Origin of the sequence: Krasilnikovia cinnamomea (assembly GCF_004217545.1) — a bacterium.
Lineage (GTDB): Bacteria > Actinomycetota > Actinomycetes > Mycobacteriales > Micromonosporaceae > Actinoplanes > Actinoplanes cinnamomeus.
The window spans coordinates 6,436,314-6,451,587 of record NZ_SHKY01000001.1; the positions used below are offsets into that span (position 1 = coordinate 6,436,314).

The 15,274-nt window shown below is 74.1% G+C and carries 9 protein-coding genes; all 9 read left to right on the forward strand.

Annotated features, from left to right (window positions below; translation table 11 throughout):
• The 9 genes from EV385_RS28970 (at position 1) to EV385_RS29010 (ending at position 15,220) form a co-directional block, all read left to right on the forward strand.
• Positions 1-1,431 (forward strand): xanthine dehydrogenase small subunit, encoded by a 1,431-nt coding sequence (locus tag EV385_RS28970; protein ID WP_130512339.1) that lies wholly within the window; start codon positions 1-3, stop codon positions 1,429-1,431.
• Positions 1,428-3,974: a xanthine dehydrogenase molybdopterin binding subunit gene (gene xdhB, locus EV385_RS28975; RefSeq protein ID WP_242625130.1), complete on the forward strand. Its 2,547-nt coding sequence runs from the start codon at positions 1,428-1,430 to the stop codon at positions 3,972-3,974. Before EV385_RS28970 ends, xdhB begins: the two co-directional genes overlap by 4 nt.
• Positions 3,967-4,827 carry a xanthine dehydrogenase accessory protein XdhC gene (gene xdhC / locus EV385_RS28980; RefSeq protein WP_130512340.1) on the forward strand — a complete coding sequence of 287 codons (861 nt, stop codon included), beginning with the start codon at positions 3,967-3,969 and terminating at the stop codon, positions 4,825-4,827. Before xdhB ends, xdhC begins: the two co-directional genes overlap by 8 nt.
• Positions 4,824-6,155, forward strand: a complete 1,332-nt coding sequence (guaD, locus tag EV385_RS28985; RefSeq protein ID WP_130512341.1) for a guanine deaminase — start codon at positions 4,824-4,826, stop codon at positions 6,153-6,155. The genes xdhC and guaD overlap by 4 nt, the downstream gene beginning before the upstream one ends.
• Positions 6,156-6,425: 270 nt before the next feature.
• The gene (locus tag EV385_RS28990) at positions 6,426-7,631 is read left to right on the forward strand and encodes a homogentisate 1,2-dioxygenase (protein WP_130512342.1); all 1,206 of its coding nucleotides are present in this window, start codon (positions 6,426-6,428) and stop codon (positions 7,629-7,631) included.
• On the forward strand, positions 7,628-8,482 hold the full coding sequence (locus EV385_RS28995) for a hypothetical protein (protein WP_130512343.1): 855 nt from the start codon (positions 7,628-7,630) through the stop codon (positions 8,480-8,482). Before EV385_RS28990 ends, EV385_RS28995 begins: the two co-directional genes overlap by 4 nt.
• Positions 8,479-9,720, forward strand: a complete 1,242-nt coding sequence (fahA, locus tag EV385_RS29000) for a fumarylacetoacetase (protein WP_130512344.1) — start codon at positions 8,479-8,481, stop codon at positions 9,718-9,720. Before EV385_RS28995 ends, fahA begins: the two co-directional genes overlap by 4 nt.
• Before the next feature lie 248 nt (positions 9,721-9,968).
• Positions 9,969-13,883, forward strand: a complete 3,915-nt coding sequence (locus EV385_RS29005) for a Pls/PosA family non-ribosomal peptide synthetase (protein ID WP_130512345.1) — start codon at positions 9,969-9,971, stop codon at positions 13,881-13,883.
• Complete coding sequence (locus tag EV385_RS29010; RefSeq protein ID WP_130513624.1) at positions 13,880-15,220, forward strand: M1 family metallopeptidase; 1,341 nt, start codon at positions 13,880-13,882, stop codon at positions 15,218-15,220. The genes EV385_RS29005 and EV385_RS29010 overlap by 4 nt, the downstream gene beginning before the upstream one ends.
• Positions 15,221-15,274 lie beyond the last annotated feature (54 nt).

The following is a 15,274-nucleotide window of genomic DNA, read 5'->3' on the forward strand; positions in this document are numbered from 1 at the left end:
ATGGTCGCTGCCAAGATCCATGTCAACGGGCGGGACATTCCGCTCGGCGACATCCCCGCGCACACCACCGCACTCGAGTGGCTGCGCGGGATCGGTCTGACCGGCTGCAAGGAAGGCTGCGGCGAGGGGGAGTGCGGCGCCTGCTCGGTGCTCGTCGCCCGCGCCGGGGTGGACACGCCGACCGAATGGGTGGCGGTCAACGCCTGCCTGCTGCCCGCCGCCGGGCTCGACGGGCAGGAGGTCGTCACCGTCGAGGGGCTGGGCGACCCGGACCACCTGCACCCGGTGCAGCACGAGATGGCCGTGCGCGGCGGTTCCCAGTGCGGCTACTGCACGCCCGGCTTCGTGTGCAGCATGGCCGCCGAGTTCTACCGCCCGGGCCGGGAGGCGGACCGGCCGGACGCCGACCACGGGCCGAACGGATTCGACCTGCACGCGCTCAGCGGCAACCTGTGCCGGTGCACCGGGTACCGGCCGATCCGTGACGCCGCGTACGCGCTCGGTGCCGCGCCCGGCGGCGACCCGCTGGCCCGCCGCCGCGACGAGCCCGCGCCGCCGCCCCGGCCCACCCGGCTGCGGCACGGCGACGGCGCGTTCGTGCGTCCCGCCGCGTTGGCCGACGCGCTCACGCTGCTGCGGGAGCACCCGGAGGCGACCGTCGTCGCGGGCGCCACGGACTGGGGCGTCGAGGTCAACCTGCGCGGCGCGCGGGCCGTGCTGGCCGTGGCGATCGACCGGCTGCCGGAACTGCGGGGCTTCACCGTCGGCCCCGACCACATCGAGGCCGGCGCCGCGCTGACCCTCACCGAGTTCGAACGCCGCCTGGCGGGCCGGGTGCCGCTGCTCGACCAGCTGTTCCCGGTGTTCGCCTCCCGGCTCATCCGCAACAGCGCCACCGTCGGCGGCAACCTGGGCACCGGGTCGCCCATCGGCGACTGCGCGCCGGTGCTGCTCGCCCTGGACGCCACGGTGTTGCTGACCAGCGCCGACGGGGAGCGGGAGGTGCCGCTGGCCGACTACTTCACCGGATACCGGCGCAGCGTCCGGCGACCCGGCGAGCTGATCCGCGCGGTGCGGATCCCGCTGCCGCCCGCCGGTCTCGCCGCCTTCCACAAGATCTCGAAGCGGCGCTTCGACGACATCTCCAGCGTGGCCGCCGCCTTCGCCCTGGACGTCGTCGACGGCACGGTGGTCCGCGCCCGGATCGGGCTCGGCGGCGTCGCGGCCACCCCCATCCGCGCCCGCGCCACCGAGGCCGCCCTGGAGGGCGAGCCGTGGTCCGCGGCGACGGCCGACGCCGCCGCGCGGGTGCTGCGCGGCGAGGGCACCCCGCTGGACGACCACCGGGCCAGCGCCGCGTACCGGGCCGCGATGCTCGAGCAGGGCCTGCGCAAGCTGTGGGCGGACCGCCCGCCGGAGGCGACGGCATGAGCGAGTGCACCGAGCGCAGCGAGGGCCGCGAGCGCATGCCCGGCCAGCACGGCATGAGCGAGTGCACCGAGCGCAGCGAGGGCCGCGAGCGCATGCCCGGCCAGCACGGCATGAGCGAGTGCACCGAGCGCAGCGAGGGCCGCGAGCGCATGCCCGGCCAGCACAGCATGAGGGAACTGTCCGCGCGGCCGGAGAACGCCGCCGTCGGGGTCGCGATTCCGCACGAGAGCGCCACGCTGCACGTCACCGGCGCCGCGCTGTACACCGAGGACCTCGTGGTTCGCACCAAGGACGTGCTGCACGCCCACCCGGTGCAGGTACCGCACGCCCACGCCCGGGTCACCGCGCTGCGCGTCGCGCCCGCGCTGGCCGTGCCCGGCGTCGTCCGGGTGCTCACCGCCGCCGACGTGCCCGGCGTCAACGACGGCGGGGTCAAGCACGACGAGCCGCTCTTCCCCGACGAGGTGATGTTCTTCGGGCACGCCGTGTGCTGGGTGCTCGCCGAGACCGCCGAGGCGGCCCGGCTCGGCGCCGCGGCGGTCGAGGTCGACGTGGCGCCGCTGCCGTCGCACGTCACCCTCGCCGACGCGATCGCCGCGGGCAGCTTCCAGGGCGCCAAACCCCAGGTCGTGCGCGGCGACGTCGAGGCGGGGCTGGCCGGCGCCGCGCACGTGTTCCACGGCGCGCTGGAGTTCGCCGGGCAGGAGCATTTCTACCTCGAAACGCAGTGCGCGCTCGCGCACGTCGACGAGGCCGGGCAGATCTTCGTGCAGAGCAGCACCCAGCATCCCTCGGAGACCCAGGAGATCGTCGCGCACGTGCTGGGCCGCGCCAGCCACGAGGTGACCGTGCAGTGCCTGCGCATGGGCGGTGGTTTCGGCGGCAAGGAGATGCAGCCGCACGGCTTCGCGGCGATCGCCGCGCTGGGTGCCACGCTGACCGGCCGTCCGGTGCTGGTCCGCCTCACCCGGACCCAGGACCTCACCATGACCGGCAAGCGGCACGGCTTCCACGTCGACTGGCGGGTCGGCTTCGACGCCGACGGGCGGCTGGCGGCCCTGGACGCCACGTTGACCGCCGACGGCGGCTGGAGCCTGGACCTGTCGGAGCCGGTGCTGGCCCGCGCGCTGTGCCACGTCGACAACGCGTACTGGCTGCCGCACGCGCGGCTCACCGGGCGCATCGCGCGTACCCACAAGACGTCCAGCACCGCGTTCCGCGGCTTCGGCGGTCCGCAGGGGATGATGGTCATCGAGGACATTCTCGGCCGTTGCGCGCCGCTGCTCGGCATCGACCCCGCCGAGCTGCGCCGGCGCAACTTCTACCAGGAAGGCCAGAGCACACCGTACGGGCAGCCGGTGCGCCACCCGGAGCGGCTGCACCGGCTGTGGCAGCAGGTTCTCGACAGCGGCGAGGTCGCCGAACGGCAGCAGCGGATCGCCGCGTTCAACGCCGCCCACCCGCACACCAAGCGCGCTCTGGCGCTCACCCCGGTCAAGTTCGGCATCTCCTTCAACTTCACCGCGTTCAACCAGGCCGGCGCGCTCGTGCACGTCTACAAGGACGGTTCCGTCCTGATCAACCACGGCGGCACGGAGATGGGCCAGGGCCTGCACACCAAGATGTTGCAGGTGGCCGCGACCACATTGGGCATTCCGCTGGCCCGGGTGCGGTTGGCGCCGACCCGTACCGACAAGGTGCCCAACACGTCGGCCACGGCGGCCAGCTCCGGCGCCGACCTCAACGGCGGCGCCGTCAGGAACGCCTGCGCGCAGATCCGGGACCGGCTCGCCGCGGTGGCCGGCACCATGCTCGGCGCCGACGCCGCCGACGTACGCATCATCGACGGCGTCGCCCGGCGGGCCGGTGCCGCCGACGGCGTCGGCTGGGACGAGCTGGTCCGCGCGGCCTACTTCCAGCGGGTGCAGCTGTTCGCCGCGGGCTTCTACCGCACCGAGGGCCTGCACTGGGACGCGTCGGTGATGCGGGGCTCACCGTTCAAGTACTTCGCGTACGGGGTGGCGGCCGCCGAGGTGGAGGTGGACGGGTTCACCGGGGCGAACCGCACCCGGCGGGTCGACATCGTGCACGACGTCGGGGACAGCCTGTCCCCGCTGATCGACGTCGGGCAGATCGAGGGCGGCTTCGTGCAGGGCGCGGGCTGGCTCACCCTGGAGGACCTGCGCTGGGAGACCGGGGGGCCGGCTCGCGGTCGATTGAGTACGCAGGGTGCCAGCACCTACAAGCTGCCCGGCCTGTTCGACATGCCGGAGGTCTTCCACGTCACGCTGCTGACCGACGCCACCGAGGACGGCGTCGTCTACGGCTCCAAGGCGGTCGGTGAGCCACCGCTGATGCTCGCCTTCTGCGTCCGCGAGGCGCTGCGCCAGGCCGCCGCGGCGTTCGGTCCGGCGGGCATCAGCGTCGACCTGGCCTCCCCGGCCACCCCGGAGGCGGTGTTCTGGGCGGTCGAGCGGGCCCGCACCGGCGACGGGCGCGGCCAGGTGCTCGAACGGGCCGGCGAGGCGGTGCACCATGGCTGAGCACACCTGGATCAGCGCGGTGGCGCGTCTGCGCGAGACCCGTGAGCCCGGGGTGCTGGTCATCGTCGCCACGGTCCGCGGGCACGCGCCCCGCGCCGCCGGCGCGAAGCTCGTGGTCGGCGCGGCCCGTACGTGGGGTTCGGTCGGCGGCGGCAACCTCGAGGCGGTCGCCACCGAGAAGGCGCGCGCGCTGCTGGCCGCCGGCGCGGTCACGCCCGAGATGGTCACCGTCGCGCTGTCGGACAAGGCGCCCTACCAGCACGGCGTGCAGTGCTGCGGCGGGGCCGTCACCCTCCTGCTGGAACCGCTGCCCGCCCCGCCGGTGGTGGCGGTGTTCGGCGTGGGCCACGTCGGTCTGGAGCTGGCCCGCATCCTGGCCCGGCACGACCTCGACCTGCACCTGGTGGACACCCGCCCGGAGCAGCTGGCTGACGAGCGGCTGGCGGTGCTCGCCGACGCCGTCGCCCAGGTCCACGTGCACCGGCTCGCCGTACTGCCCGAGATCGTGCTCGGCGAGCTGCCCGCCGGCACCCACGTCCTGATCATGACGCACGACCACGCCGAGGACCTCGCGCTCTGCGACGCGGTGCTGCGCGGCGGCGACTTCGGCTCGATCGGCCTCATCGGCTCGGCCGCCAAGTGGGCCCGGTTCCGCGCCGAACTCGCCGCGCACGGCCACGACGCCGCGGCGGTCGAACGGATCACCTCGCCGATCGGGATCGACGGCATCCGCGGCAAGGAACCCGCCACGATCGCCGTCAGCGTCGCCGCCGGCCTGCTGCGCACCCTCGACGGCGAGGCCGGGCAGCGCACCGCCGCCCCGCTCGCCGCGCCCGTGGACGCCGACGGATGATCCTGTACCGCACGCAGGTCCTGGACACCCCCGACGACCCGTTCCGCGGGGGCGGGCTGCGCCACGACGCCGACGCGGGGATCCTCGTCGACCATGGGCTGATCGTCGAGCGGGGCCCCTTCGCGCGGGTGCGTTCCCGGCACCCGGCGGCGCGGGTGGTCGGGCTGGACGGCGGCCTGCTGCTGCCCGGCCTGGTCGACACGCACGTGCACTACCCGCAGATCCGCGTCATCGGCGCCCTCGGCATGCCGCTGCTGGAATGGCTGGAGCGGTGCGCGTTGCCGGAGGAGGCCCGGCTCGCCGAGGTGAGCTACGCCCGCACGGTCGCGGACGAGTTCGTCACCTCGCTGCTGGCCGCGGGCACCACCACGGCGCTGGTCTTCGGCTCGCACTTCGCCCCGGCGGTGGACGAGCTGTTCGCGGCGGCCGCCCACTCCGGCCTGCGCATCACCAGCGGTCTGATCGTGGCCGACCGGATGCTGCGCCCCGACCTGCACACGACGGCGCGGCGCGGCTACGACGAAGGGCTGGCACTCGCGCAACGCTGGCACGGCAAGGGACGCAGCCGGTACGCGGTCACCCCGCGCTTCGCGCTGTCCTGCACCGACGAACTGCTGGCCTCCTGCGGGCAGCTGCACCGCGACGTGCCCGGCAGCTGGTTCACCTCGCACCTGAACGAGAACCTCATCGAGATCCGTACGGTCGAGCAGCTGTTCGGCGACGGCAGCTATCTCGACTGCTATGACCGGCACGGGCTGGTGGGCCCGCGCAGCGTCTTCGCCCACAACGTGCACCCGACCGACGCCGAGCTCAAGCGGCTGGCGCAGGCCCACTCCAGCGTGGCGCACTGCCCCACCAGCAACGCGGCGCTGGGCAGCGGGCTGTTCCCGCTGAACCGTCACCTCCAGCACGGGGTCGCCGTGGCGCTGGGCTGTGACGTCGGCGCCGGCACCGGCTTCTCGCTGTTGAAGGAGGGGCTGCAGGCGTACCTCCTGCAACGCGTACGTGCGGAACAGAGCGTGGTGTTGGGGCCCGCCCACCTGCTGCACCTGGCCACCGCGGCCGGCGCGCAGGCCCTCGGCCTGCGCGACCAGGTCGGCGACCTCGGGGTGGGCCGCCGCTTCGACGCGATCTGGGTGCGGCCCGGCGCGGGCACGCCGCTGGACATCGGCCTGCGGCACGCGGACGGAGCGGAGGACGCGCTGGCGAAGGTCTTCACGCTGGCCACGCCGCACGACGTGGCCCGGGTGTGGATCGACGGCGTACCCGTCGCGGGCGGCGCGGCGGCCGGGGACCTGTCGGGTGACCGGCTGGGCGCGGCGGGCTGAAGCCCTCGTCCGGTGCTGTACAGATTGTTCAAGGGGTGCGCGCTCGGCCCGGCGGTTCTGCGCAGAATGCTCGCCCTCGACTGGTCGCGTTGTGCACCACACCGAGGTTCACCAAGCTGGAGGCCGCAGCCCGATCCCGCGGAAGAGGGACCAGTCCATGTCCGTGCGTGACACGCTCAACCGACACGGCTCGCGCGGCGTCGGCGAGCGCACGCGGCGGCGCGACGTCCGGCGCATCGGCAACCCCCTCGGGCACGAACGGAGGTACGGATGGCGCACTACCAGCGAGCCGGCAGCATCCCGGCGAAGCGGCACACCCAGCACCGCGATTCCGGCGGCAGCCTCTACTACGAGGAGTTGATGGGCGAGGAGGGCTTCTCCTCGGACTCGTCGCTGCTGTATCACCGGCACGTACCGTCGGCGATCGTCGACGCGCGCGCCTGGGACCTGCCCGACCTCGCGACCGTGCCGAACCAGCCGTTGCTGCCCCGGCACCTGAAGCTGCACGAGCTGTTCGGGGAGCAGGAGTGGAAGTCGCGGGACGCGGTGCGCGACCGCCGGCTCGTGCTGGGCAACGCCGACGTCCGGATCACCTACGTCGTGGCCGGTGAGCCGTCGCCGCTCTACCGCAACGCCACCGGCGACGAGTGCGCGTACGTCGAAGCCGGCGCCGCAACCGTGGAGACGGTCTTCGGCGACCTGGAGGTCGGGACCGGCGACTACGTGATCATCCCGCGGGCCACCACGCACCGCTGGGTGCCGGCGGGACACGAGCCGCTGCGCCTGTACGTCATCGAGGCCAACAGCCACATCGCCCCGCCGAAGCGCTACCTGTCGCGCTACGGCCAGTTCCTGGAGCACTCGCCGTACTGCGAGCGGGACCTGCGGGCCCCGGGCGCACCGCGCACCGTGGACGAGCAGGACGTCGAGGTCTACATCAAACACCGTGGCGACGGACCGGCCGGACTCGCCGGGACCGTGCACGTGCTGCCGCACCACCCCTTCGACGTGGTCGGCTGGGACGGCTGCCTGTACCCGTACGCGTTCAACATCGCCGACTTCGAGCCGATCACCGGCCGGGTCCACCAGCCCCCGCCGGTGCACCAGGTCTTCGAGGGCACCAACTTCGTCATCTGCAACTTCGTGCCGCGCAAGGTCGACTACCACCCGCTGGCCGTGCCGGTGCCCTACTACCACTCGAACGTGGACAGCGACGAGGTCATGTTCTACGTCGGCGGCGACTACGAGGCCCGCAAGGGCTCCGGGATCAACGTCGGCTCCATCTCGCTGCACCCCGGCGGCCACTCCCACGGCCCGCAGCCGAGCGCCATCGAAGCCAGCCTCGGCGCGGAACGGTTCGACGAGCTCGCCGTCATGGTCGACACGTTCCGGCCGCTCGGCCTCGGCGAGGGCGGACGGGCCTGCGACGACGGCCGGTACGCCTGGACCTGGGCGGGACGGGGACCGGCCGCGTGACCGAGACCCGGACCGCGCCGGCCCGGCTGTTCGCCGGCCTGCTCGACGACGCCGCCATCTTCCCGCCCGGCAACGCCGCACTGCCGGAGGCCGTACGGGCCCACCAGGACCGGCGGTCGACGCCGCTGGCGCCGCTGCTCGGGCCGTTCATCTGCTCCCTGCCCCGGTGGGCGGAGCTGAGCGGGGCGCTGACCGGCGGATCCCCGCTGCCGCTCGCGCTCACCCTCCCCGGTGGGGCGGACGATCTGCCCGCGGCGATCGCGCACACGCGCGCGGAGCCCCGGGTGCGGCTGCTGGCGCTGGAGGTCCCGGCGTCCGCCGAGCGGCTGGCCGACCTGGCGGCCATCGTGGACCGGCAGGTGCCCTCGGCGGTGCACACGTACGTCGAGCTGCCCCGCTCCGACGTCACGGCGGCGGGGGTCGCCACGCTCGCGGGCGCGGGCCTGCGCCTCAAGGTCCGTACCGGTGGGCTGGTCGCGTCGGCCTTCCCCGACGAGCGGCAACTGGCCGGGGTGCTCGTGGCGGCCGTGCGGGGCGGCGTGGCGTTCAAGCTCACCGCCGGCCTGCACGACCCGGTCCGGCACCGGGACCCCGCGACCGGTTTCGAACACCACGGCTACCTGAACGTGCTCCTCGCGACCGCCCGCGCCCTGAACGGCGAGGGCGCCGACGGCGTCGCCGCAGCGCTGGCCGACGCCGACGGCACCCGGGTGGCGGCCGCGGTCGCCGGGATCGACGACACGCTGGCCGAGCGGGTCCGCCACCACTTCGTCAGTTTCGGTACGTGCAGCATCACCGAGCCGGTCGACGGCCTGCTGCGCCACGGACTTCTCCCGGAGGACCCACGTTGACCACCGCTTCCGCGACTTCCTGGCTGGACCTCCCGGCGGATCATCCGTTCGGCGTCGCCACGCTGCCCTACGGGGTGTTCAGCACGGCGTCGGATCCCGGCCCGCGGGTCGGCGTCGCGATCGGCGAGATGATCCTCGACCTGGCGGCGGCCGTGGGGCAGTTGGCCCCGCCGCTCGCCGCCGCCGTGGCGGGACCGTCGCTGGACACCCTGCTGGCCGCCGGGCCCCAGGCGTGGTCACAGGTGCGTGCCCTGGTGACCGCGTGGCTCACCGACGCCACCTTCAGTGAGCGGCTCGGCCAGCACCTCGTCCCGGCGCGCGACGCCGTGCTGCACCTGCCGTTCACGGTCGCCGACTACGTCGACTTCTACGCCTCCGAGCAGCACGCCACCAACCTCGGCAAGATGTTTCGCCCCGGGCAGGATCCGCTCACGCCGAACTGGAAACACCTGCCGATCGGCTACCACGGCCGCGCGGGCACCATCGTCGGCTCCGGTACCGACATCGTCCGGCCCTGCGGCCAGCGCCGTGGCACCGATGGCGAGATCACGTTCGGGCCGTCGGCGCGCCTGGACATCGAGGCCGAACTGGGCTTCGTCGTCGGCACCGGGTCGCGGCTGGGCCGGCCCGTCGACATCGACCGGTTCCCCGAGCACGTCTTCGGGGTCTGCCTGGTCAACGACTGGTCCGCGCGCGACATCCAGGCCTGGGAGTACGTGCCGCTGGGCCCGTTCCTCGGCAAGTCCTTCGCGACCTCCATCTCGCCCTGGGTCGTGCCGCTGGCCGCGCTCGGTGCCGCCCGGGTGACCCCACCGGCCCGGACGGTGCCCCTGCTGCCGTACCTCGACGACGCCCGGACGCCGCCGTGGGGGCTGGACGTGCGGCTCGAGGTGCGGCTCAACGGCCACGTCGTGTCCCGCCCGATGTTCGACGGCATGTACTGGACCGGCGCCCAGATGCTGGCGCACCTGACGGCCAACGGCGCGTCGCTGCGTACCGGCGACCTCTACGCCTCCGGCACGATCAGCGGCGCACGCCCCGACCAGCGAGGCTCGCTCATCGAACTGTCCTGGGGCGGCGCGGAACCGCTGCGGCTGCCGGACGGCACGACGCGCACCTTCCTGGAGGACGGCGACGAGGTCGTGATCAGCGCGAGCGCACCCGGCCCGGACGGCACGGTCATCGGTTTCGGCGAGGTCCGGGGCCGCATCCTGCCCGCGACGGAACCGCCTCGCTGACCCCGCGCGCGGTGGGCGTGAGCCAGCCGTGGCATCCCGCCGAGCGCCCCCGGCCGCCAGGTTGGGGGCGTTCCGCCCGATTTGCCCCGTGATCGGGACGCTGCTCCCGTCCGGGTGATTTGCTGTGGTGACGGTCACGAATCCGACACGTCGCCGACACACTGCGCTCATCACCCGTATCGTTGAGGGCTGCCCTGGGCGGGTTCGCACGCCTGGCTGACCCGCGAGGTGAAGATGGTGCACGCCCGGTGACCCAGACCACTGATCTGCGGCTGGTAGAGCTTCCCCCGATCGCCGACCCCGCGGCAGACCCGGCGGTTTTCCGTTCCTCCTCGGCTCCGGCCCACCGGACGTTGGTCGACATTCTCGACCGCACCGTGCGCGCGCATCCCGACGCCGCCGCGCTCGACGCCGGCACCACGGTCCTGACCTACCGCGAGCTGGCCGATCGGGTCGAGGCCGTGCGGGCGTCGCTGGCCGCGCACGGGATCGGCGCCGGCGACCGGGTCGGCGTCCGGATCTCCTCCGGTACGGCGGATCTGTACCTCGCGATCCTCGGCGTGCTGGCGGCCGGCGCGGCCTACGTACCCGTCGACTCCGACGACCCCGAGGAACGCGCCCGGCTCGTGTTCGCCGAGGCCGACGTCTGCGCCGTACTCGGTGACGGGCTGGCCGTGTCGCCGCGCCGCGCCCCCGAGGGCCGGCCCGGGCGGCCCGGCCCCGCCGACGACGCCTGGATCATCTTCACCTCCGGCTCGACCGGTACGCCCAAGGGCGTCGCGGTCAGCCACGGCGCGGCGGCCGCGTTCGTGGACGCCGAGGCGCGGCTGTTCCTCGCCGACGGGGCCGGCGACCCGATCGGCCCCCGGGACCGCGTGCTGGCCGGCTTGTCGGTGGCGTTCGACGCGTCCTGCGAGGAGATGTGGCTGGCCTGGCGGCACGGCGCATGCCTGGTGCCCGCCGAGCGGTCGCTGGTGCGCAGCGGCGTCGACCTGGGCCCGTGGCTGGCCGAGCAGCGCATCTCCGTGGTGTCCACGGTGCCGACACTCGCCGCGCTGTGGCCGGTCGACGCCCTGGACGGCGTCCGGCTGCTGATCTTCGGTGGGGAGGCCTGCCCACCGGAGCTCGCCGAGCGGTTGGCCGTCGAGGGCCGCGAGGTCTGGAACACCTACGGGCCGACCGAGGCGACCGTGGTCGCCTGCGCCGCGCGGATGACCGGCGACGGCCCCGTGCGCATCGGGCTGCCGCTGGCCGGCTGGCAGCTCGCGGTGGTCGACCCGTCGGGCGAGCCGGTCTCGATGGGGGAGACCGGCGAGCTGGTCATCGGTGGGGTGGGGCTCGCGCGCTACCTCGACGCGGGCAAGGACGCCGAGAAGTTCGCGGCGCTGCCCGCGCTGGGCTGGCAGCGGGCGTACCGCAGCGGGGACATCGTCCGGGCGGAGCCCGAGGGCCTGCTGTTCGTCGGCCGGGCCGATGAGCAGGTCAAGCTCGGCGGGCGCCGGATCGAGCTCGGTGAGATCGACGCCGCGTTGCAGGCGCTGCCGGGGGTCGCCGGCGCCGCCGCCGCGGTACGGCGCACGGCGGCGGGCAACCAGCTCCTCGTGGGGTACGTCGTACCGCACGACGCGATGACCTTCGACGCCTCGGCCGCGACGGTGCGGATCCGCGAGCACCTGCCGGCCGCGCTCGTCCCGCTGCTGGCCGTCGTGGACGCGCTGCCGACCCGTACGTCCGGCAAGGTGGACCGCGCCGCGCTGCCCTGGCCGCTGGCCACCGTGGCGGACGCGGCGGGGGAGTTGACCGCGACCGAGCAGTGGCTGGCCGAGGGCTGGGCGGAGATCCTCGGCGTCCGTCCCACCGAGGCGGACGCCGACTTCTTCAACCACGGCGGCGGCAGCCTGAGCGCGGCACAACTGGTGGCGTGGATCAGGTCCCGGCACCCCGGGGTCTCGGTGGCCGACATCTACCGGCACCCGAGGCTGTCACAGCTCGCCGCGGTGCTCGCCGCGCTCGACCCCGCGGTGGCGGTCCGCCGCGAGGTCCGGCCGACGCCGCGGCGGGCCGGGCTGGTGCAGGGCGTGCTGATGCTGCCGATGTTCGCGCTGGTCGGGCTCCGCTGGCTGACCGTCCTGGCGGCGCTGGGCAACGTCCTCGCGGTGCTCACGGCGGCGCCGTGGGCACCGACCGTGTCCTGGTGGTGGGTGGTGCTGGGCTGGGCGGTGCTGTTCAGCCCGCTCGGCCGGATCGGCCTGTCCGCCGGTGCGGCGCGGCTGCTGCTGCGCGGCGTACGCCCGGGCAGCTACCCGCGCGGTGGCGGTGTGCACCTGCGGCTGTGGGCCGCGGAGCGGCTCGCCGAGGTGACCGGCGCGACCAGCGTCGCCGGGGCGTCCTGGATGATCACGTACGCCAGGGCGCTCGGCGCCCAGGTCGGCGTGGACGTGGACCTGCATTCCGCCCCGCCGGTCACGGGCCTGCTCAAGCTCGGCCGTGGCGCGGCGATCGAGCCGGAGGTCGACCTGTCCGGCCACTGGGTCGACGGCGACGTGGTCCACATCGGCAAGGTGCGCGTCGGCGCGGGTGCCCGGGTCGGGTCCCGCAGCACCCTGATGCCCGGCGCGCGGGTGGGCAAGGGCGCGCGGATCGCCGCCGGCTCGACCGTCGTCGGCGCGGTGCCGGCGAACCAGCGCTGGGCGGGCTCACCGGCGGCACCCGCCGCCGAGGACGCGACCGAGTGGCCCGCCGGGCGCCCCCGGCGCTCGCGGTCGCGGTCCCGCTTCTGGACCGCCGTGTACGGGCTGACCGCGCAGCTGCTGGGCCTGGTGCCGGTGCTGGCCGCCGTGCCGGCGCTCGCGCTGCTCGGCTGGACGCTGACCTACCGGCCGAGCGTGGGCGCCGTGCCGGCCGCCGTCGCGGTCGCGACGCTCGCCTACCTCGTCGGGTACGCGCTGCTGGTGCTCGTCGCCGTCCGGGCGCTCAGCCTCGGCGTGCGCGCCGGGTACCACCCCGTGCAGGGGCGGGTGGCCTGGCAAGTCTGGGCGACCGAGCGGCTGATGGGGATGGCCCGGGTCGGGCTGTTCCCGCTCTACGCCAGCCTCTTCACGCCGGTGTGGCTGCGGCTGCTGGGCGCGAAGGTGGGGCGCGGCGTGGAGGCCTCCACGGTGCTGGCGCTCCCGGCGATGACCACGGTCGACGACGGCGCGTTCCTGGCCGACGACACGATGGTCGCCACGTACGAGCTGAGCCACGGCTGGCTGCGGGTCGCCCCGGCCCGCATCGGCAAGCAGGCGTTCCTCGGCAACTCCGGGATGGCGGCGCCCGGCCGGTCGGTGCCCAAGCGGGGCCTGGTCGGCGTGCTGTCGTCGGCGCCGCGCAAGGCGAAGAAGGGTTCGTCGTGGCTGGGCGCACCGCCGATGCCGCTGCGGCGCACCGTCGAGGCGGCCGACACCAGCCGCACCTTCGACCCGCCGGTCCGGCTGAAACTGGCCCGGGCGGCGGTTGAGTTGTGCCGGATCGTCCCGGTGATGTGCGCCGCCGCCCTCGCCGTCGGTGTGCTGGCCGCGCTCACGTACGTGTGGCAGGTCGCCGGGGGTGGGGTGGCCGCGCTGGCCGCCGGGCCGGTGCTGATCGGCGCGACGCTCGTGGCCGCCGCGACCGCGACGGCCGCGAAGTGGCTGCTGGTCGGGCGGTTCCGGGTCACCGAGCGCGCGCTGTGGACGTCGTTCGTGTGGCGCAGCGAGCTCGCCGACACCTTCGTCGAGGTCCTCGCCGCGCCGTGGCTGGTGCGCTTCGCGACCGGAACGCCGCTGCTCACGGCGTGGCTGCGCACGCTCGGCGCCACGATCGGCCGGGGTGTCTGGCTGGAGACCTACTGGCTGCCCGAGTACGACCTGGTCCGTCTGGGTGATGGCGCCACGGTGAACAGGGGTTGTGTGGTGCAGACCCACCTGTTCCATGATCGTGTCATGAGTATGGACATGGTGACCCTGGGCGCGGGAGCCGCGCTCGGCCCGCACGGCATCGTTCTGCCCGGCGCGAGCATCGGCGCGCGGACCACCGTCGGGCCCGGCTCGCTGGTGACCCGCGGCGACGCCGTGCCCGAGGACAGCCGGTGGCTGGGCAACCCGATCGCGACCTGGCCGGTAACGGCCGTCCGCCGGGCATGATCTCGAAGGTGCCGGGGGCTCGCGGCGCCTTGCCCGGTTCCGACCATTCGACCGACTCGTACCTTCCGCAGCACGGCAACGGTGGCTACCGGGTCCAGCACTACGACCTCGACCTCGACTACCGGGTCGTGTCGAACCGCGTCGCCGGCCGGGCCACCATCACCGCGGTGGCGAGCCAGTCGTTGTCGCGCTTCACCCTCGACCTGGGCCGGCTCCGGATCCAGGACATCCGGGTCGACGGGCGGCCGGCGAAATTCGCCCACCGGCCGGACAAGGTGCACATCACGCCCGAGCGCCCGATCTTCGCGGGCGACACGTTCCGCGTGGACATCCGCTACGGGGGCAGGCCGGTGCCCATCTCCGGCCGGTGGGGCGACATCGGGTGGGACGAACTCACCGACGGCGCGCTGGTCGCCAGCCAGCCGAACGGTGCGCCGTCGTGGTTTCCCTGCAACGACCAGCCCAGCGACAAGGCCACCTTCCGGGTGGCGCTGACCACCTCGTCGCTGTACACCGTCCTGGTCACCGGCGATCTCGTCTCGCGCCGGCGCGGCGCGGGCAGCACCACCTGGGTGTACGAGCGACGCGAACCCACCGCCCCGTACCTGATGAGCGTCCAGATCGGACGGTACGTGATGGTCGACCTCGCCGTGGGCGGGGTCGTCCAGCGCGCCGCGATCCCGCCCGCGGTGCGGGTCAGGTTCGCCCACGATTTCGGCCGGCACGGCGAGATCATGGAGGCGCTGCAGCGGCTGTTCGGACCGTACCCGTTCAACGAGTACGTCGTCGTGGTCGCCGACGACGAACTGGACGATCCGATCGAGGCGCAGGGCATGTCGGTCTTCGGGTCGAACCATGTCGACGGGCGCCGGACGCACGAGCGGCTCGTCGTGCACGAACTGGCTCACCAGTGGTTCGGCAACAGCCTCACCGTCGCGGACTGGCGGCACATCTGGCTCAACGAGGGCTTCGCCACGTACGCGGAATGGTTGTGGTCCGGCGTCTGCGGCGATCTGTCCACGGACGCCCTGGCCGCCCACTGGCACGCCCGCGTCGCCGCCCGCCCGATGGACGTCACTCTCGCGAATCCCGGCGTCGAGAAGATGTTCGACCAGCGGATCTACAAGCGGGGCGCGCTCACCGTGCACGCGCTGCGCAAACGGGTCGGGGACGAGTCGTTCTTCGCGCTCCTGCGCGCCTGGACCGCCGAGCACCGGCACGCGACGGTGACGACCGAGCAGTTCCGCGAGCACGCCCAGCGTTTCGCCAGGGAGCCCCTGGACGACCTGTTCACCGCGTGGCTCGACAGACCGGCGCTACCGCCCCTGCCCAGGTAGAAGCCGGGTCGACCCCGGCGGGCCGGGGCGAACGCGCGGGGCAGCCCCGGCCGT